This window comes from Streptomyces sp. NPDC127092 (assembly GCF_042722475.1).
In the GTDB taxonomy this organism is placed as follows: Bacteria; Actinomycetota; Actinomycetes; order Streptomycetales; family Streptomycetaceae; genus Streptomyces.
The window spans coordinates 91,179-110,189 of the sequence record NZ_JBHXFE010000029.1 but is presented as its reverse complement, the minus strand read 5'-3'; the positions used below and the strand labels follow the sequence as shown (position 1 = coordinate 110,189).

Here is a 19,011-nt window from a genome sequence, read left to right as displayed (position 1 = left end):
CGATAGCTCCGCTATCGCGACGCTCCGGCGCCTTGCGATGCACCGCGCCAGACGCCGCGGCCTATCCGGCCCTGATCCGAAAGAAACGGCCTAGGGCCCGACCCGAGCGAAGACCTGGCGCAGCGGGTCGCCGACCTGACCGAGAGCCGGGCCGCAGCCGTGGACGCCGCGCACGCCGAACGACGCCGCATCGAACGGGACCTGCACGACGGTGCCCAACAGCGCCTGGTGTCCCTGGCGTTGAACCTCGGCATCGCCAAGGCGAGCCTCACCGACCTGCCGCCCGAGGCGCTCGCCGTGATCGACGCGGCCCACTGGGAGGCGAAGGACGCGATCGAGGAGCTCGACAACCTCGTGCGCGGCCTGCATCCGTCCGTACTCGACGAACTCGGCCTGGACGCGGCCCTGTCCGGCCTCGCGGCGCGCTGCCCGCTGCCCGTACGACTCCGGGTGGACCTGCCGCCGCAGCCGTCGCAGCCGTCGCAGCTACCGCCGCGCGCGGCGCCCGCCGTCGAGGCGGTGGCGTACTTCGTCGTCTCCGAGGCGCTGACGAACATCGCCAAGCACGCCCAGGACGCGAGCCGGGCGGATGTGACGATCAGCAGACCGGGCGCGATACTGCGGGTGGTGATCGCCGACGACGGAGTGGGCGGGGCCGATCCGTCCCGGGGAAGCGGCCTGAAGGGTCTCGCCCAACGCGTGCGGTCCGTGGACGGCACATTCCGGATGAGCAGTCCCACAGGGGGACCGACCGTGATCGATGTGGAGCTGCCGTGGCCGACGTGAGACGCGCCGTGATCGCCGAGGATTCCGTGCTGCTGCGGATCGGCCTGGTCAAGGTGCTGGAGATGGCCGGCTTCGAGGTCGCGGCCCGAGGCCGGGGACGCGCCCGGACTCCTGGCCGCGGTCGAGGCACACCGCCCCGACCTGGCAGTCGTGGACGTCCGCATGCCTCCCGGCTTCACCGACGAGGGGGTTCGCGCCGCTCTCTCGATCCGCGCGAACAATCCCGGGACGGCCGTGCTGCTGCTCTCGCAGTACGTCGAGGAACGCTACGCGGCCGAACTGCTCGCCACGAACACCAGCGGCGTGGGCTACCTGCTCAAGCAACGGGTGGCGGACGTCGAGGAGTTCATCGAGGCACTGCGCCGCGTGACCCGCGGCGGCACCGCCCTCGACCCTCAGGTCGTGGCCCAGCTCCTGATCCGCCGCCCGAGCGACCCGCTGGACCGCTTGACCCCCCGCGAGCGCGACGTCCTCGCCCTGATGGCCGAGGGCCGCTCCAACGCGGGAATCGCCGCCCGACTCACGGTCAGCGAAAGCGCGGTGGCGAAGCACATCAACAGCATCCTCGCCAAGCTGGACCTCCCGCCGACGGACGCCGACCACCGCCGCGTCCTCGCGGTCCTGCGCTTCCTGGGCGTGACCGGCTAGGTCCTTCAGGGGTGTGGTGTTTCCTGTATGCCGTCGACCGGGGGGCTCGTGGTGCGTTTCCTGCGGAGTTGCTCCGCGACGTCGTGTGCCCCGGCCGGGTCGTAGACCGTTATCGTTGTGGTCGGTGAGTACAGCGCGGCGGCGCGGGGTGTGAACGTGTAACTGTGGATGGCGTGGCGGACGACCAGCTCATAGACCTCGCTGGCGGGCACGTGCCACAGAGCGGCCAGGTCTGCTTCCGAGTACCATTCGTCGGGGCGCACGAAGCCGCGGTCTGTCTTCGTCCGGTGCTCCACCGCTATGCCGGCCGGGCTGAGTTGGCCGGTCAGCCAGTCGAGCAGTGCCTCCCCACTGACTCGGGACATCGGGCTCAGAGTTCCCGGCTTGCACTCCACCGTGCCTCCGCGCGTGTGCAGCACCACTTCGAGCGACTTTCGTCGGTCCGCTGCGAACCGTTCGGAAAGGATGACGCGCTGCAGATCAGCCGCGGCAACGGTGGAGGAACGCAGGAAGTACGCGATCACGAGTTGCTTCGTACTCCCGTGAGGGCGGAACTCGATCCACCGCACCGTTTCGATCAACTTCATGAACATCACGGTCGGGACGAGCACGGTCATGGCCAGGGCTATCAGCCCAAGGGCAGCCCAGAGGATGACCCAGGAACCGGTGGCCAGGGCGATTCCCAGGATCGGTATCAGGAGGGGGACCGCAATCACCGGCGGTGTCACGACGCCGACGACGATTTCGGTACCGACATCCACCACTCGACGTGGCACGAACACCAGCCGCTCACCCGCTGCGGTCGTCGATACAACTCCCGCCAGTGGGTTCGTACTTGGGGTGGCCATGAATCAAGTGTAGGTAGTGGGCGACAAATTGGTAAGGACCCGGACAAGGCGGCTCCGCGCCCGTGAGGGACTCCACCGCGAGGCCATCGTCAGCGCGGACGCCAACTCGCTCCAGCATGACCCACACAACAGTGAGGGGTGTCTCGTCGGTCGACGCGGCGTGACCGACGAGACCCTTCCAGGGCAGCCCGGGGGCTGTCGCCGTCAGCCGCGTTCGGGCAGGTCACGCTCCGCCGCGTGGTCCGTCGCGCTCCGGTTCACCGTGCCCGTGCCGGGCGAGGCCGCCCGTGCCCTGGGCACCTCGCCCGTCGTGGGCCTGGGGCCGCAGAAGGCGGCCTCCAGGGTGCCGCCCAGCGCCGTGTTGGCGGCACCGTGGTTCGAGGTGTTCGCCAGCGCCGCCAGGCTCCGCCGCCCGTCGCGGGTCGCGAAGGCGTACGTGTAGAAGCCCTGGACCGTGCCGGTGTGGCCGTACACCTGCGTGCCGCACGACAGGTCGTAGCGGCGCAGCCCGAGTCCGTAGAACCGGGTGCCGGTGGTGTCCGTCGGCGTCACCGTGGTCATGGCCTCCAGCATCGCGGGCGAGAGCAGCCGGCCGCGCATCAGCGCGCTCATGAACGTGTTGAGGTCGGCCGGGGTGGAGATCACCGCCCCGGCGGACTGGGCCCACGACACGGTCTGCTCCGTGGAGTCGACCAGCGGCGAGCCCTCCTCGTCCGGGTGGAGGTAACCGCGCGCGTGCCGGCCCGCGATGCGCGTGTCCGGGTGCACGTACGACGTGCCGCGCAGCTTCAGCGGCTTGAAGATCCGCCGCTCGTAGGCGTCGGCCACCGGACGGCCCGTCAGCTCCTCAATGATCATGCCGACGACGACGAAGTTGGTGTTGGAGTAGCGGTACGTGACGCCCGGCTCCGTGGTGCGGGGCTCGGCCAGGGACAGGTCCACCAGCTCCTGGTAGGAGAACACCCGGTTCCGCACGGACTCGAAGCCCGGCACCGTGTGTTCGAACATCTTGTCCGTGTAGTCCGCGAGTCCGCTGCGGTGGGTGAGCAGGTGGCGGACCGTGATCCGGTCGTCGGGCAGCAGGCCCGGCACCAGGCTGTTGACCGGAGCGTCCAGATCCAGCCTGCCCTCGTCCACCAGCTGGAGGAGCACGACCGTGGAGAAGGTCTTGCTGACGCTGCCGATCCGGAACCGCGCGTGGATGTCCATCGGCGCGCCCGTCTCGCGGTTCATGACGCCGACGGTGCGACTCCGCGCGCCCTCGGGGCCGCTGTAGCGGGCCATGGCGCCCGGCGCGCCGTTGGCCATGGCGTTGTTCAGCGCGGCGACCACGCCGGCCATGTCCGGCGCGGGCGTGGACGCGGGCGTGGACGCGGGCGTGGACGTGAGCGCGGACCCGTGCCCGGCCGCGCTCACCCGTACGACGGAGTTGGCGGAGTCGGTGACGGCGGCTGCGGGAGTGGCAGGGGCGAGGCTCCCGGTGAGTGCGGCGGCGGCGATCAGCAGGGCGCTCGCGGCCGGACGACGGCGCGGCGAAAGCGAACGGAGCACGTATCCCTCGACTTCTTGGTCCGATGAGGTCGACCCGGACGATCCGGGCGACCGACTCACCGAGCATGAGCGCCGGGACACCGGAAGGGTTCCCGCCACCGACGGCGTGTTCCGGCCATTTCATTCCGCAGTGTCCGGAAGTCGCGGGAAGGGAACTCGCCGGCCGGCACGGTCGCGTTCGGCGCCCGCCGAAGAGACGTCAGGCCATCGGACCTTAAGATCGACACCCATGGGGACTGACATCGAAGGTCTGATCGAGGTGCGCGGTCTCGACGGCCGATGGGCGGCCCGGGACTGGCTGCCGGACTGTGCGCTCGTGCGCGACCGCTACGCGCGGGAGTGTCTCTTCGGTTACGGCGGGAGCCTCGGTCTGGACCGCGGCCGGGCGCTGTTCGACCAGCGGGGCAAGCCGGACGACGTCTCGGGCGACGTGCCGGACGACGAGATCAACCACAGTCACTCGTACGCCACCTGGGCCGAGGTCGTGGCCGTCGACTGGGACGCGCCCCTGGCTGACAGACCCTCCTGGATGCACATCGGCGAGTGGCGGCCGGGCCCGCACGGCGAGCTGGTTCTGCACGACGTGTACCGGGCGCCGACCGAGGTCCTCGACGCCGCCGAAGAGCTCTTCGGAGAGGACCTGATGCCGCATGAGTGGCCGGAGGGCGGTGAGGTCCACCTGGACGGGGTGGTGTACCGACCCGTGGACATCACGCCCCGCGTGTTCGCGCCGCCGGATGGCGACCGCTGGGGCCCGGCGTGGGCGGTGATGCGCGAGCTGGCGGCGGTGCACGGCGACGAGAACGTCCGCCTGGTGGTGTGGTTCGGCTGACGCACGACCCATGACGCCTGAGGCTGACGGCTGAGCCCGGGTGAGTTCCGCGCGGCCTGGCCGCTGCAGTCCTTCCTCGCGTTCCCGACGCAGCAAGTCACGAGCCCCAACACAAGCAGCACGGTCCGACTCACGCCGAGAGGCACGCACTCACGCTGAGAGGCACGACGCTCCCCGTTGCGACGGCTAATCGTTGCGGTGGTATCGGCAGAACGGTTCGTCGCAGGAAGTGGGCACCTCCCACCGGCTGTCGATGCGGTGCAGGAGGCCCTGATCCGCAGGCCGGGCCGGGAGGTTGCACAGGATCTCGGTGGGGGAGTAGATCGGGCGCGCGTCGTCCTCGATGTGCTCGGGGTCGGTGTAGTGGAATTCCTCCCGGCGCTCCCAGGGCAGGGTGATGTGCGGCCGGTGGTCGAGGGGGTTGTCGTCGGCGAAGGAGGGGTGGAACTGCCACTGGGTTCCGAAGGCGCGGTTGTGGACCTCGCCGAGGTACCAGGCCGCGACCGCGACCAACGGCGTGTCCATCGCCGTGCGCGCCTGGGCGGGGCTGTCGAAGGCGTCGCGGATGAGCGCCTCGAGCCGCGGGAGGGAATCCACGGCGAAGTCCCACGGCCCGCGGCCGGCCTGTTCCTCCGCCCAGGCGGGGAATCCGGTGCTCTGCCGTTCCAGCCACTCCTCCAGCACCTGATTGTGGGCGCTGACGTGGTCTCGCGTCTTCGCTTCGCGCACGTACTCGGCGTACTCGTCCTCGTCCATGTCGCGCGGGTCGGTCCACTTCATGCCCCGAGACTAGGCGAACCATGTGTGTGCGGTGTAAAGATCCCGCGCGGCACGTGAGTTGTCGGTGTGTCGTCAGTAATTGCGGCGTGGACAGGCCGAGTTGAGCGCCTAGGGTGAACGTTGCTCCCGCACAGGCGCCGTACCGAGCACGGGGGCCCGTGGCGCCGCGCGAGGAAATCTGACTGACCTGGGGCCCCCAGGGGGATTCCGTGACCCAACACATACGTTCCCGGCGCCGCTGGTGGGCGCGGGCAGCGATCGCGCTGGCCTGCGCCGGCGCCGTCTCGCTGACCGGACTGCCCGGCTGGGACCAGGCCGAGGCGAAGGCGAAGCCGCCGCTGAAGCAGGGCAGGCGGTGCGACGAGGAGTACAAGGACTACTACGACTTCTCCGACGTCGTGGAAGGCGGTCTCCCAGCCGACGGATACGTCCGGCCGGACGCGGAGCGCGACGAGTACGACTACGTCAACGGGCAGAAGCAGTGGGACGGCCTGCGCGCGCCGACCGACGACGAGCTCAAGGAGATCAGCGACAACCCGGACGACTACAAGAAGGGTGACAAGCGGCGGGTCTGGGCCTACTACAAGAAGGCGCTGAAGTCGGACCAGTGGAAGGGGGTGCCGTTCGAGACGTACCGGGACGACTACTACATCCCCAGGGGCGGCAACGACCCCCGCGGCAAGGCGTACATGGCCAAGCTCGTCTACGACTTCGGTCTGGTGGGTCCGGACTGGATCTGCGAGAAGGAGTTCGAGGTCGTCGACCCGGACACCAAGGAACGCTACGTCCGGCGCGCCGACGCCTACAACAAGCGCACCGGCGAGATCGTCGAGGGCAAGTCGAACGACAAGCCCGACCCGACGCAGCGCCCCAAGGACAAGGCGCTGCTGAAGGACCCGAATCACCAGGACAAGAAGATCACCTACGCCTACGGGCGGGAGACGAAGGGCGGCGCGAAGAACCACGACGCCGACCTGCGGAAGATCGCCCCGGACCGGGTCAAGAAGATCTCGTACAAGGCGGACGCGGTCGAGAAGGCCCCCAGCGGTACGTCGAACACCCCGTCGCGTCGAGTCGACCCGTACATGAACGCCAAGCCCGGCACCAGCACCGGTTCGCGGGGTGGCGGCAACGACATGATCCAGAAGTCGCCGGAGAACCCGAGGCAGCTCGCCGACAGGCTTCAGCGCATCGGCCGGATCCCCGGCGTCTCCCAGATGCCCACTCCGGGCGGCATCGACTTCTCCACCCTCGAGATCCAGTACGTCGGCACGCCCGTGAAGGGCAAGGGCCTGGACTACTCCTTCGCCGCGAAGGAGGACCCGGACAACGACACGGTCGGCTGGGGCGGCAAGGCGAAGGCGCAGATGGCCTCGGACGCGTTCTTCACGTGGCTGGCGCTGACGCCGGACAAGTTCTGGGTGAACCTCAACCCGGACACTCCCGGCACGATCATGGACGACAAGTTCGCGTCCACGGACGCCGGCCGGGTGCTGCTGGAGGCCGACCTCCAGCTCAAGCACGACTTCTACAAGGCCATGGACCCCAAGACGGACCTCGGCAAGAACACCTGGGACCGGCTGTCCAAGGTCAACGGCTGGCCGTGCCTGACGTCGATGCGGAACTGGATCGAGCCGAAGACGGCGAAGGTCCGCGAGCAGGACGGCGGGATCTACATCCTCGACGCGCCGCTCAAGCTCCAGTCCGAGTACGCCGAGGTCAACACCCCCGGCCCCGGCGGCGGCAAGCCCTGCCAGGACTCGCTCACCAAGGCCGAGATCGAGCACAACGAGCGGGTGTTCCGCAGCACGATCGTGCCCGAGGTCGAGAAGTGGATCAACACGGACCCGCAGTACGCCGACCTGCGCCGCGTCTACAAGTCCCGCGTGGCGGCCGAGTTCGTCCGCCAGCAGGACGCCCAGCGGCCGACGGACTACCGCACCATCATCAACAGCAACGACGTGAAGCAGTGGCCGATCCGCGCCCCGCACGAGGGCTGGAAGAAGACCGACGTCTTCGACAGGTACGTCAAGGTCTTCAAGGAAGGCGAGTTCAAGTACGAGCTCACCAAGGGTGAGGAGGTCTGGGTCATCACCATCGGCGGCGTGGACCTGTCCAGGCAGCCGAAGCGCAACGTCACCCAGGCAGAGTTCACCCTCCAGAACCGGCACCTGCCCCGCCAGACCAAGACCTCGGTCAAGGCCATGACCGACGACACCGAGCGGGAGCGGCTGCTCCTCCTCGGCGGGAACTCCAACGGCCAGAAGGACGACGACGGCAACACCCCGTCGCCGAACCCGACCGACCCGCCGAACCCGACCGATCCGCCGTCCAGCCCGGCTCCGGAGCCCACCACCCCGGGCCCCGGTGACGATGCGACGACCCCGCCGGCGAACAAGCCGGATCCCGACGGCGACCTCGCTGACACCGGCTCCGACACCCCCATCGGCCTGATCACCGGCATCGCCGCGGCGATCGTCGCCCTCGGCGGCGGCCTGATGTGGTGGATGCGCCGGCGCAAGGCCCTCGGCGGGTAGCCGGACCAGGCGCTGCACGCCTCTCGCAGAAGGGCCCCGACCCCACGCTTCGGCTGGGTCGGGGCCCTTCCCGCACGATCGTCCGCGTTCCTGTCCCGCGTTACGGGGGATGCGGTACGGCGCCGGGCGGCGAGGACGGACTGCTAGCCCACCTTCGAGGCACGCCGCAGAACGACACGGAACAGCAGGCGGGGCGCATGGTGGACCAGCCTGGCGCTCGCGATGCCGATGGCGGCGCCGGCGGCGATGTCGCTGGGGTAGTGCGCTCCGGTGTGGACGCGGTCGAGGGCGACCATGGCGGTGACGGCGCCGGCCGCGGCTGCCCACCACGGGCTGGTCGCGGCCACGGCTGCGGTGAAACCCGCGGCGGCGGCGGTGTGCCCGGAGGGGAAGGACGAGGAGTCCGGCCGGTCCTCGGCGTCGTCGTGCGGGATGAGCTGCCGGGGCGGCCTGGGCCGCTTCAAGAGCTGCTTGCAGGCGGCGTTCGACAGCACTTGTGCGGTGACCATGCCCAGCAGCCCGGCAGCCGCGGCCTTGCGCTGCGTGCGCCCGCCCGTTGCGGCCATGAGCACGGCCATGCCCCACCAGAGTTTGGTTCCCTCGGCCGCGGAGTCCACGGCCGGAAGGACCTGCCGGACCCAGGGGGAGGTCCAGGACGCGGCCCGGCGGGTCAGACGGCGGTCGAGGCGGCGCAGGCCCTCCAGGGGGCGCGTGACGACCTGCTTCCGTCCCATGGCGCGTCAGTCCCTGGTTCAGCGCTCGCCCATGTCCTTGCGCTCCGCATCACTCCATTTGCGGGTGTCGCGGGGCTCGACGTAGGGCTCCCGGTCCCTGGGGTGGCCGCCGATGATGGCGCGCTCGCGCGAGAGCTCGGCGTCGAATTCCAGGCCGAGCAGGATCGCCAGGTTCGTGATCCAGAGCCAGACCAGGAAGATGATCACTCCCGCGATGGTGCCGTAGGTCTTGTTGTAGGAGCCGAAGTTCGCCACGTAGAACGCGAAGGCCCCGGAGGCGATCATCCAGATCACCAGCGCCAGGAAGCTTCCCGGTGTGATCCATTTGAAGCCGCGGCCCCGGGCGTTGGGAGAGGCCCAGTACAGGATGGAGATCATGAAGGTGACGAGGACGACCAGGACCGGCCACTTGGCGATCGACCACACCGTCAGGGCCGTGTCCCCGATGCCCAGGGCCGTACCGATCTGCCGGGCGAGCGGACCGGTGAGCACCACGAGCAGCGCACTGGCGCAGGCCAGGGCCATCAGCACCAGCGTCAGGAGCAGCCGCAACGGGGTGGTCTTCCAGACCGGGCGGCCCTCGGGGATGTCGTAGACGGCGTTGGACGTACGGATGAACGCGGCCACGTACCCCGAGGCCGACCACAGGGCCACCAGCAGGCCGACGATCGCCATGACGGTGCTCGTACCGCTGGAGGACTGCAGCTGGGTCACCGCATTGGTGATGACGTCCCGGGCCGCGCCGGGGGTGAGTTTCGTCAGGTTGTCCAGGACTTGCTGCGTCGCCGACTTCCCCGAGATGCCGAGCAGGGAAACCAGGACCAGCAGGGCCGGGAAGAGCGCCAGGACGCCGTAGTAGGTCAGCGCCGCCGCCCGGTCGGTCAGCTCGTCGTCCTTGAACTCCTTCAGCGTCCGTTTCAGCACAGCCCCCCACGACTTTTTGCCCATGTCCGCGGGCGCATCGGGCGCATCGCGCTCCACCTGCGGATCAGGCCCCGCTCCAGCCCCGGGCCCGCCGCTCCCGTCACGACCGGCGCCCGGGTTCCGCCGCTCGTCGTGCTGGTCCTGGTCATCGCGCTTTCGCTGCCATAGAGGTGCCATGCCCGTGCGAGTAACCCGAATGCCGCCCCACGAACCTTCAGCGCGCCTCCGTCCTCCCGCTAGCAGAGTCGGATGGCGATCAGGCGCGTGCGCGTCTTGCTCTCCCCGTGGGCTGGTTGCGCCATCAACAAGTGATCGATCAGGCTGGCCGCGAGGCCGTGCGGCGGAATCCTGAGCGGGTCCGGGGGATCCGGACGGTCCACCAGGCCGTCAGCCAGGCCGCCTCCATGGCGGCGTCGAGCAGGTAGGTGGCGGGAATCCGGCGCAGCGGCACGTAGACCACGTCGGCGGCCAGGAGGGTGAGGGCGCTGCCGGTGCCGACGCAGCGGGCGTGCCGCATGCCTTCGGAGCCGGGGCGGGCGAGCAGCAGGCTGATGCCGGTGGCGGCCAGCAGGGCGCCGTTCGTGCGCTGCAGCCAGCGGTCGGTCTTGGCGCCGTAGATCGCTTCGAAGCTCCTCAGCGACAGGACGGGCCACATGCCGCCCACCACGTTGAACAGTCCCTGGGCGCGCGCCACGGTTATCGCATCGGGCATGACCGCCTCCTTGCTCCGGCCTTCCGGCGAGGCGCCTGCCCCGCCCGGACCGCCCCACACCCGTACGTGTCGGGTGCGTCCACCCGGGTAGGCGCGGGCCATGCCTGACAGTCCTGGCCCGGGCGGCGTCGTGAGGGGCCCGGAGCGCCTGGCGTTCCGGGCCGCCCGCGCCGTGAGCCGCGTGCGCGGGCGGCCCGCGCTGCACCCGCACGGGGTCGTCCTCACCGGCCACCTCGTCGTGGCGGCCACCGGGCCGCGGTGGGGAGTGGCATGGCTCGACCGCCCCGGCACGTACGCGGTGACGGCGCGCTGGTCCCGGGCCGCCGGCCTGCCACAACCACTGCCGGACGGCCTCGGCCTCGCCCTGCGGATCGAGGACGCCGACGGTGCCGGCCGCCCGGTGGATCTGCTGATGACCAGCAGCGGCCGCGGCCGGCTCGCCCGCCACCTGCCGCTTCCCCGCCGCTCCGCCGGCGCGGGGCCGTACTCGACCCTGCTGAACTACACCGTAGGCAGGCGCAGGGGCGTGATCGCGGCCTTCCCGGCCCCCGGTGCCGCCGCGCTCCGGGCCGACCCCGTACTGGTCGGCCGGGCGTCGCGGACTCGTCCGCTCGAGTTCGAGCTCTGCTTCGGCGCAGAGGAACACTGGCATCCGCTCGCCCGGCTCACCCTGCGCCATCGGCCGGGAAGCGCCGACAGCGGGTACGCGTTCGACCCGTACCTCACCCCGGTGCGGGACTTCGGCCCCGGCCGCCGACTGCGCGCGCTGCGGACCGCTGCATACGCGGGATCCCGCACCGGACGGCACGCCAGGCACGGACGCTGAGCGAACTCCGCGTCCCCGTCCGGCCGTTGGGGCCGGTCAGCGGCGGAGCTTGTTGGTGTCGATGACCTGGTCGGCGGGCGGCGGGGTGGTGTCGACCGGCTTGTCGAAGTCGGTGAGCTTGAGGGAACCGGGTTCGGTGCCGCCGGTGTGGGTGATCTCGACGGGATAGGGCTTGCCGGTCTTGGCGACGTGGATGGTGGTGACCTCGTTGCCATCGCGGTCGTAGATGACGGCGAGGGCCTGGCCGGCGCGGGTGACGTCGGCGCCGCGCGTGGTGGTGGTGTCGGTGGCCGAGTCGTCCCCGAGCTTGTCGGCGAGCGTGCCGAGGTCACACATGTCCTTGCGGGTCATGGCCCTGGCGGTCTTCTTGTCGACCTTCATCCAACGGCCCTTGACGATCTCGACGAAGGCGTCGGCCTGCCGAGCGGTGGGCTTTTTCTTTCCGGCGGCGAGGGATGCGCGCCAGAACTTCTCGTCGCCCTTCATGAAGACGGTGCTGCGGTGTTTGATCATTTCGATGGTGCCGGCGTGCTGCTGGACGATGGTGCCGCGGCAGGACCCCTTGGTGTCCATGGCCATGTCGATGGAGATGGTGCCGCCGCGGCCGTCCGGGGCGTCGCCGGTCACGCGCAGGGACGTGGCGTCCTTGAGGGCGGTCTTGGCCTTGGCGCTGATCTGGGGGCCGGTCAGGCCGTCGAAGGCGTCCTTGGGCTTCGTCGGGCTCGGGCTGGCGCTCCGGGTGTTCGTGGCGCCGGAGTCGGTGGCGGCGGGGCCGCAGGAGGCGATCGAGATGACGCTGGCGGCCATGAGCGCGGCCGCGGCGGCGCGGCGGTGATTGCGGTGCTTCACGTGCTGGGTTCCCTCCCCTTGTTGAACGCGTTCACTCTAGCGGGGCGGGTGTGACAGAAGGGACCCGGTTTTCTGCCGAGGGCAGCCGTCCGAGCCCAGGCCCGCGAGCAGGCGCAGTGCGTCCTCTGAGGGACTGCCGGGGGCCGCGGACATGACCACCAGCTCCATGCCCGATTCGTCCGGCAGAGCGAAGTTCTCGTGGTGCAGTTCCAGCCGTCCGACCAGCGGGTGCCGGTACGCCTTCGGTCCATGGGTGCGGGCGCGTACGTCCGCACGCGCCCAGAGGCGGCGGAAGCGCTCGCTGCCCATCGCCAGCTCGCCGATGAGCGAGGCCAGACGGGGGTCATCGGGGAATTTGCCGACGGCCAGGCGCAGATGCCCGACCACGTCGACGGTGCACTGCTCCCACTGCGCGTAGAGGCCGCGCTCGGACTCCTCCAGGAAGATGTGCCGCGCGGTGTTCAGGCCTGGGATCGGCCGGCCGAAGAGGAGGCCCGCGAGGCGGTTCCCCGCGAGCACGTCCAGGCGGTGGTCCGTGAGGAGCGCGGGTGCGTCGGCGACCAGACCGAGGACGCGCAGGAGTTCCGGACGGACCCGGCCGCCCGGCGCCTTCGCCGGACGGCGGCGCTGTCGCGCGAGCCGGTAGAGGTGCCCGCGTTCGGTCGCGTCGAGGCCGAGGACGCGGGCGAGTGCGTCGAGGACCTGCTCGGAGGGCTGCTTCGCACGGCCCTGCTCCAGGCGTACGTAGTAGTCGACGCTGACTCCCGACAGGTGCGCCACTTCTTCGCGGCGCAGCCCTTCGACCCGGCGGCGGCTGTCGGTGGGGATGCCGAGGGCCGCCGGGTCGACCCGGGAACGCCGGGTCCGCAGGAAACCCGCGAGATCGTCCATCCCCTCAGTATGTCGTCGGGGCTGCCCGGGAAGGTGGTCCTGTCAATACCAGGAAGTCCGGTCCGCCGGACGAGGCGTCCCTGAACACCGGCCGCCCCGGCGCCCAGGATCGAAGGCATCCGATCCGAAGGAGTTCCCATGAAGACGCTGATCGTCTACGCCCACCCGGAGCCGAAGTCGCTGAACGGCTCCCTGAAGGACCTTGCGGTGTCCACGCTGGAGGCCGCCGGGCACGAGGTACGGGTGAGCGATCTGTACGCGATGAACTGGAAGGCGGTCGTGGACGCCGCGGACTACGGCCCCGACGCCTCGACCCCGTTGCAGGTCGCCCGGGACTCGGGCCGGGCCTTCGACGCCGGAACGCTCACCCCGGACGTCCGCGCCGAGCAGGAGAAGCTGCTGTGGGCCGACACGGTCATCTTCCAGTTCCCGCTGTGGTGGTACACGATGCCCGCCATCCTCAAGGGATGGGTGGACCGGGTGTTCACCTACCACTTCGCCTACGGGGTCGGTGAGCACAGCGCCACCAAGTACGGCGAGCGCTTCGGCGAAGGCACCCTCGCGGGCAGAAGGGCTCTGCTGTCGGTGACCGCGGGCGGCCCGGAGTCGCACTACGCCGCCCGCGGGATCAACGGCCCCATCGACGACCTGCTGTTCCCGATCCACCACGGCATCCTCTACTACCCGGGCATCGAGGTGCTGCCCCCGTTCGTGCTGTACGGCACCGACCGGATGACCGACGAGGACTACGAGGACGTCGCCAAGGCCTGGCAGCAGCGCCTGCTCACCCTGGAGTCCACCGAGCCGATCCCGTTCCGGAAGCAGAACTTCGGCGACTACGCGATCCCCTCGCTGCACCTGAAGGAGGGTCTGGAACCTGCGGGCCGCACGGGTTTCGGGCTGCACGTGGTCGGCTGACCTGAGCCCCGGACAGGGGCGAGCGAAGCGCCCCGATCGCTGTGATCCGCCCGGCGGAGGTGATGCGAGCGTGCGGATCGCCGGTCGCGCGATCGACCGCCCGGGACAGCAGGCGACTTGACGCTCGCGGCCTTCCCATGGACGGTCGACGCCAGGCTTTCCGGTGCACTCTGCGCGAAGGGATCTTCCGACATGAACCTGAGACCGGTCCGTACGGCCGCCGCCGTACTCGCCGCCGTGCTCGCGGGTGTTCTGCTGCCCGGCGGCCACGCCCAGGCCGCCACTCCGGCCCCGATCGTCTTCACCCGGCACTGGCTCGGCGGTCCGCTGGAGGACCTCTACTCCGTCTCGCCGAGCGGGGGCTCCCCGACCCGGGTGACCGCCACTCCGGACGCCAGCGAGGTGATGCCGGCGTGGCGGCCCGACGGTCTCCAGCTCGCCTACGTCCGGCAGGGCTCGGGCGAGCCGGCGCAGCGGATATGGACCACCTCGGGCGGCAGCCCGGTGCCGGTGCCGGGCACCGAGAACGGGCGCGACCCGGTGTGGTCGCCGGACGGTAAGCGGATCGCGTTCGCCAAGTGGGTCGGCGGTCAGAACGAGCTGTTCGTGGTGACCCCCGGCTACACGCCCGTCCGGCTCACGTACAACACGGTCGACGACGTGGAGCCGTCCTGGTCCCCGGACGGCATCTTCCTGGTCTTCACCCGGCGCGACGCCGCGGGCAACCAGTCCCTCGTACGCCTCAACCCCTGGCAGATGGAGGAGGCACCGGTCACTCCGCCGGGCACCCTGGGGGACAGCGACCCGGACTGGTCGCGCACGGGCTGGATCGCCTTCAGCAGGACCGACACGCTCGGTACCGCCCACCTGTACGTGTGCCGCCCGGACGGCACGTCGCTGCACCAGATCACCTCTGGCCGCCTGAACGACACGGGTCCCGCCTGGTCGCCGGACGGCTCACGCCTGGTGTTCTCGCGGGGCGGCTACGACGACACCGAACCGATGAACCTGTTCACCGCCGCCGGCGACGGCTCCGGCCTGACCCAGGTGACCTTCGGCAACACGCTGGACTTCCAGGCCGACTGGGGTTCGCCGTGAGGCCGGCGTCCTCACGGTGATCACTCTGCGCTGCCCGGGGCCCCGGGCGGTCAGGCGGGCAGTCGCAGGCCTCCGAGCGAAGACCGCGCGGTGCGAGAGGCTCAGCGCTTGTGGGTGCGGGTACGGCGTAGGAGCACGCCGACTGCGGCGCCGACAAGCGCGAATCCGGCCAGGACGGCCACGGACCATGCGGCCGTGCGGTCTTCCTGGTCGTCTGCCGGGCGCGCGGCGGGAGAGGACGGCGCGGGCGCCGTCGCGGACGGGACCGGTGCGGCGGCCGTCGTGGGAACGGGAGCGGACGCGGTCGGGGGCGTGGGGGAACCGGGCGGGGACGGGTCGACCACGGGAACCGAGACTTCTCCTTCCGCGTGGCCGAGGGCGGGGAAACCGACGTCGACGGTGACCTTCCAGGTGCCGGGGGTCAGGGTTTCGGTGGTCCTCCAGCCGGTGCGCCTGCCGGGGTCGCGGACGAGCGTCCAAGGGCCCAGGGATCGGGTTCCGTCCGGGCTGGTCGCGTTCACGGTGGCGGCGACGGTCTCGTCGACGGCGTCCCCGTCGTTTTCCCACGTGATGTCGGTGGTGATGTGGCCGTCCCGCTGGCCCGTCACGACCACGTCGAGGGTGTCGCCGTGGGCTTGGGCGATGGTGGGCAGGGCCAGGGCGTGGACGTGGAGCGTGAGCAGGAATCCGAGGCCGAGGCCGAGACCAGTGCGGGTGCGGGTGCGGGTGCCGGTGCGGGTGCCGGTCCGGGGAGCGCGGTGTGTTCGCATCGTTGTGGTGTCCAGGTGCGTGGGTGAGGTGGGTTGGCGCGGAGGCCGGCGTCGACCGGCGCCGGGCCGGCGCGGAGGCCGGCGTCGAGGTTCACGCGAAGTCCTGAACCCAAGCTCAGACTTGGGTTCAGGCCGGGGTCAGGAGGCCTTCTGGACCGTCCATGCCTGCGTCGCGCCGCCGTTGGTGGCCTGCAGATCGAGCAGCCAGCTTCCGTAGTACGGGCGGTTGCTCACGGTCAGGGCGTAGGCGCCGCTCGGGTCGGTCACGGTGACCGTTCCGTTGCGGCTGGTCAGCTTCCACCGCTGCGTGGCGGCGTTGCCGCACGCCTGCTGGGCGATCCACATGCCCTGGGCCGGGGCTCCGCCTGTCTGCAGGCACTTGCCGGAGACGGCGGAGCGGATGCGGAAGAGCCCGCTGCCCGCGTCGTCGAACAGCCACTGCTGCTGGGCGTAACCGGTGGCACGCGCCCCTACGAGCACCGTGCCGTCGGCCGAGCGCCCGCCCCAGACCTCGGCGGCCATGCCGGTGCCCGCGTTGCCCAGGGTGTAGCGGGTGCCTGGGGTCGTCGCGCCGCCGTCCGCCGTGGCCGTGCGGAAGGTGGTGGTCGGTCCGGCGCCGCTGTCACGGCCGGACCGGTCACGGACCGAGACGGCGACCTTGTACGTGGTGCCGGGCTGGAGGTTGTAGATGCGCAGCGCCTGCGACTGCACCCAGGTCAGGTGCCTGTCGTTCAGCAGGACCTGGTACCAGGCGGCGCCGTCCACCTGGGGCCAGCTCACGACCGCGGCCGTCGACTGGATCTGGCTGACCGACACCGACGGCCCGCCGGTGGGCGGCCGGGTGGGAGTCGGCGTCGGTGTCGGGGTGGGCGTCGGAGTGGGGTTCGGGTCGGGACCGGTGCCGCCCGCGGACCGCATCAGGAACTGGTTGTCGGCGATGTTCCAGTGCGTGGCCAGATAGCTGCCGGCCCTGGGGCTGGTGTGGAAGTAGTCGTCGTGGTTGCAGTCCAGGATGTTCTCGGCGGCCTGGTTGGAGCACACGTACCGCATCTGGGGGTAGTACGGGGTGTCCGAGTAGCACATGACGTCGTACTCGTCCGTGCAGTGCGCGCCGCGGCTGGTGTTGGGCGCGCTGTTGTTGACCGCGCCGAGGTTGTGTCCCAGTTCGTGCGCCGCGGTGTGGCCGCCCCAGCAGCCCGCGTCCGTACGTCCGTAGGAGGGACCGAAGTTGCTCTGGTTGTTCTGGCCGGGCCGCTCGTCACCGGCGAAGGTGCCGATGCCGCAGTAGACCTTGGTGTCCGCGAAGATCATGTACTTGCGGTCGCGCCGGTTGAGGCCCTTGTCCGCGAGCGCCCTGTTGGTGGCGCTGAACTCGGCGAGCGCGGACGCCGGAAGCTCGATGTTGAGCACGGTCGGCGTGCAGTCGGCCGCGGTCACGTAGCGGATGTGCCGTACGCCGCCGGTCTCCTTGGCACTCGTGGCGTAGATGAGGTCGGCGTCGGCGGCCCACTTGCGGAACGAGGCCACGTACTCGGCGTACCGGTCACGGTCGGGGCCGTGCACGTAGACGACCTGCACGCGGTTGCCGGTGCTGCCGTCACCGTCGCACTGGACGGTCTGACCCGCGGGGCCCGCGGCGGCGGTCTGGCTTCCCGACGTCGCGGCGGGCTCCGGGGCCGCGGCCGCCGCGGCCCTGGCCCCGGCGGCGTCGGCGGCGGGCGCGTCCTGCGGGCGTTTGGCGGCAGGCGCCTTGGCGGTCACGGCGGGAGCCACGTCGGCCTTGATGTCCACGCCCTTGGGCGGAGCGTCGGGACCATGGGTGCACAGTCCGGCGTCCGTCCGGTAGACGCCCGTGCAACGGTCGCCCTTGGCGGCCGCTTTGAGCCCGTCGTAGACCATGCCCCGCCGGGTGTCGTTGGCGGGCTTCTTGGCGATGGGCTCCGGCTCCTCGTCCCTGGCCGGCGCGGCGGCCGGCGCGAGGGGTGCCGTCGGGGCTCCGGCCTGCACGGGTATGCCCTGTGCGGACGTCCCTGCCTGAGCGTCACCCCCGATACCGGCGTACGCGACACCTGCCGCGATCACCGCCGCTGACGCCACGGCGACGGTGGCGAGCATCAATCCCCTGGGCCTGCGTCTGTGTTGCCGCTTCCTGCGATGACTAGTCATGCGCACCTCAAATCCTTGGTCGGAGGAGTGGGTGGCGGAAGCCTGCCAGACGCGCCCGGTGGAGAATTCGGGCAAACGGGAATGGCCGTCGAGATATCAGACCGTTACCTACTCGACCGTATCTGATGAACACTCAACTCACTTATGAATGAGGTGAGTTGGGGGCCAGCACGTGAAAGGTTCAGGCCTTTCCCGGGAGTGTCGTTACCGAATCGAGATATGCACACCGGACTTGTTGACGGTAATTCAGTTTGGGATTCACCTAATTACTACCTCGTGAATTCCCTTCGTCACCAGCCGTGAGCGAACTCGACTCCAGTCGAGCAGCCGCCCGCCCCGCTTTCTGGCGTCCACGCTCAACGCGCCGGTGGGGGCGGGCCGTTGGCGGGGGAGGGGATTGGCGGTCGCGCCGAAGCAGTGCCGAGTCCAGTGGCGTCCAGCGGCGCCCGTCGGCGCCCATTGGCTCCCCTCGGCGTCGAGGGGCTGAGGCCACATCCGCCCTGTCGCCTCTCGCGATGTCCCGGCTGGACCCACCTGGAAGGAGGGAGCGGCGTCTCTGAGAAAATCACTGGATGACCAGCAACGTCATCCGGTTCGACTGTCGGCCCCGCGGCGATGGCGGTCCGCTCGTAGTGGTCCCTTACATCGACGGCGTCCCACTCACCGCTCTGATCGACACCTTCGAGATCGCCGCCGAGATGCAGCCCGCAGGCGATGTCTACGGTGGCCTGATACCGGAGTTCTTCCGGTTCGGCCCGATGAAGGAGCACTTCTTCGGGCGGTCCACCAACGCGATGGGGCCGAAGACTCCCGTTCTCGGATGTGAGTGCGGCGAGTGGGGATGCTGGCCTCTCATGGCCGACATCACCACGACCGCCGACTTCGTCGTCTGGGATGCGTTCGAGCAACCGCATCGCCAGACCCGCGAGTACACGGCGTTCGGACCGTTCCAGTTTGATCGGGGCCAATACGATGCCGCCCTTCTCGCCCTGACCGCCGCGATCGCTTCCGGCGAGGCGTGATCGCGGCCGCCCCTCTCTGTTCGGCCACCCCCACCCCGCTCCCCCCCGGCCCTTTTGCCCCAACACATCCTTCCCGTTCCCCCCCCCCCTTCCCCCCCCAAGTGGGCCCGTCACACCCC

General features: G+C 70.3%; 16 protein-coding genes and 2 pseudogenes. 8 read left to right on the top strand and 10 right to left on the bottom strand.

Going from position 1 to position 19,011, the window contains the following annotated elements; translation table 11 throughout:
* Positions 1-90: 90 nt before the first annotated feature.
* Together ACFWJO_RS23805 and ACFWJO_RS23800 are read left to right on the top strand one after the other, a co-directional pair.
* Positions 91-786: pseudogene (locus ACFWJO_RS23805) on the top strand (sensor histidine kinase); the annotation flags it as partial.
* Positions 787-794: 8 nt separating this feature from the next.
* Positions 795-1,434 (top strand): annotated as a pseudogene (locus ACFWJO_RS23800) (response regulator).
* A 5-nt stretch (positions 1,435-1,439) separates the two neighbouring features.
* Here the strand turns inward: ACFWJO_RS23800 and ACFWJO_RS23795 are convergent.
* Together ACFWJO_RS23795 and ACFWJO_RS23790 are read right to left on the bottom strand one after the other, a co-directional pair.
* Positions 1,440-2,282 carry a hypothetical protein gene (locus ACFWJO_RS23795; RefSeq protein WP_386868079.1) on the bottom strand — a complete coding sequence of 281 codons (843 nt, stop codon included), beginning with the start codon at positions 2,280-2,282 and terminating at the stop codon, positions 1,440-1,442.
* Between the two features lie 204 nt (positions 2,283-2,486).
* A complete protein-coding gene (locus ACFWJO_RS23790) occupies positions 2,487-3,833 on the bottom strand; it encodes a serine hydrolase domain-containing protein (protein WP_386868077.1) in 1,347 nt (448 codons plus the stop codon).
* 229 nt (positions 3,834-4,062) lie between these two features.
* Here ACFWJO_RS23790 and ACFWJO_RS23785 point away from each other — a divergent pair, with 229 nt between their 5' ends.
* Entirely contained in the window at positions 4,063-4,665 is a 603-nt protein-coding gene (locus ACFWJO_RS23785; protein ID WP_386868075.1) for a hypothetical protein, read from the top strand.
* 186 nt (positions 4,666-4,851) lie between these two features.
* On the opposite strand, the gene ACFWJO_RS23780 is transcribed toward ACFWJO_RS23785, so the two are convergent.
* Positions 4,852-5,445 (bottom strand): hypothetical protein, encoded by a 594-nt coding sequence (locus ACFWJO_RS23780; protein ID WP_386868073.1) that lies wholly within the window; start codon positions 5,443-5,445, stop codon positions 4,852-4,854.
* Between the two features lie 209 nt (positions 5,446-5,654).
* On the opposite strand from ACFWJO_RS23780, the gene ACFWJO_RS23775 reads away from it, so the two are divergent.
* Positions 5,655-7,982: a hypothetical protein gene (locus ACFWJO_RS23775; protein WP_386868071.1), complete on the top strand. Its 2,328-nt coding sequence runs from the start codon at positions 5,655-5,657 to the stop codon at positions 7,980-7,982.
* Positions 7,983-8,125: 143 nt separating this feature from the next.
* On the opposite strand, the gene ACFWJO_RS23770 is transcribed toward ACFWJO_RS23775, so the two are convergent.
* From ACFWJO_RS23770 to ACFWJO_RS23760, 3 genes are all read right to left on the bottom strand, one after another.
* Positions 8,126-8,716 (bottom strand): phosphatase PAP2 family protein, encoded by a 591-nt coding sequence (locus ACFWJO_RS23770; RefSeq protein ID WP_386868069.1) that lies wholly within the window; start codon positions 8,714-8,716, stop codon positions 8,126-8,128.
* A gap of 18 nt (positions 8,717-8,734) precedes the next feature.
* On the bottom strand, positions 8,735-9,817 hold the full coding sequence (locus tag ACFWJO_RS23765; protein ID WP_386868067.1) for a YihY/virulence factor BrkB family protein: 1,083 nt from the start codon (positions 9,815-9,817) through the stop codon (positions 8,735-8,737).
* Between the two features lie 139 nt (positions 9,818-9,956).
* Positions 9,957-10,352 carry a hypothetical protein gene (locus ACFWJO_RS23760; RefSeq protein ID WP_386868065.1) on the bottom strand — a complete coding sequence of 132 codons (396 nt, stop codon included), beginning with the start codon at positions 10,350-10,352 and terminating at the stop codon, positions 9,957-9,959.
* Between the two features lie 100 nt (positions 10,353-10,452).
* On the opposite strand from ACFWJO_RS23760, the gene ACFWJO_RS23755 reads away from it, so the two are divergent.
* Positions 10,453-11,178: a phosphodiesterase gene (locus tag ACFWJO_RS23755; RefSeq protein WP_386868063.1), complete on the top strand. Its 726-nt coding sequence runs from the start codon at positions 10,453-10,455 to the stop codon at positions 11,176-11,178.
* Positions 11,179-11,214: 36 nt separating this feature from the next.
* Here the strand turns inward: ACFWJO_RS23755 and ACFWJO_RS23750 are convergent, their stop codons facing one another.
* Together ACFWJO_RS23750 and ACFWJO_RS23745 are read right to left on the bottom strand one after the other, a co-directional pair.
* Complete coding sequence (locus ACFWJO_RS23750) at positions 11,215-12,027, bottom strand: hypothetical protein (RefSeq protein ID WP_386868061.1); 813 nt, start codon at positions 12,025-12,027, stop codon at positions 11,215-11,217.
* Positions 12,028-12,063: 36 nt separating this feature from the next.
* The gene (locus ACFWJO_RS23745) at positions 12,064-12,918 is read right to left on the bottom strand and encodes a helix-turn-helix transcriptional regulator (RefSeq protein ID WP_386868059.1); all 855 of its coding nucleotides are present in this window, start codon (positions 12,916-12,918) and stop codon (positions 12,064-12,066) included.
* A 138-nt stretch (positions 12,919-13,056) separates the two neighbouring features.
* Here ACFWJO_RS23745 and ACFWJO_RS23740 point away from each other — a divergent pair, with 138 nt between their 5' ends.
* On the top strand, positions 13,057-13,836 hold the full coding sequence (locus ACFWJO_RS23740; protein ID WP_386868057.1) for an NAD(P)H-dependent oxidoreductase: 780 nt from the start codon (positions 13,057-13,059) through the stop codon (positions 13,834-13,836).
* A 192-nt stretch (positions 13,837-14,028) separates the two neighbouring features.
* Positions 14,029-14,934, top strand: a complete 906-nt coding sequence (locus ACFWJO_RS23735) for a TolB family protein (protein ID WP_386868055.1) — start codon at positions 14,029-14,031, stop codon at positions 14,932-14,934.
* Positions 14,935-15,035: 101 nt separating this feature from the next.
* Here ACFWJO_RS23735 and ACFWJO_RS23730 read toward each other — a convergent pair whose 3' ends face one another.
* Entirely contained in the window at positions 15,036-15,704 is a 669-nt protein-coding gene (locus ACFWJO_RS23730; protein ID WP_386868054.1) for a hypothetical protein, read from the bottom strand.
* A gap of 138 nt (positions 15,705-15,842) precedes the next feature.
* The gene (locus tag ACFWJO_RS23725; RefSeq protein ID WP_386868052.1) at positions 15,843-17,711 is read right to left on the bottom strand and encodes an RICIN domain-containing protein; all 1,869 of its coding nucleotides are present in this window, start codon (positions 17,709-17,711) and stop codon (positions 15,843-15,845) included.
* Positions 17,712-18,442: 731 nt separating this feature from the next.
* Between ACFWJO_RS23725 and ACFWJO_RS23720 the strand changes: the two genes are divergently transcribed.
* Entirely contained in the window at positions 18,443-18,892 is a 450-nt protein-coding gene (locus ACFWJO_RS23720; protein WP_386868050.1) for a hypothetical protein, read from the top strand.
* Positions 18,893-19,011: the final 119 nt, after the last annotated feature.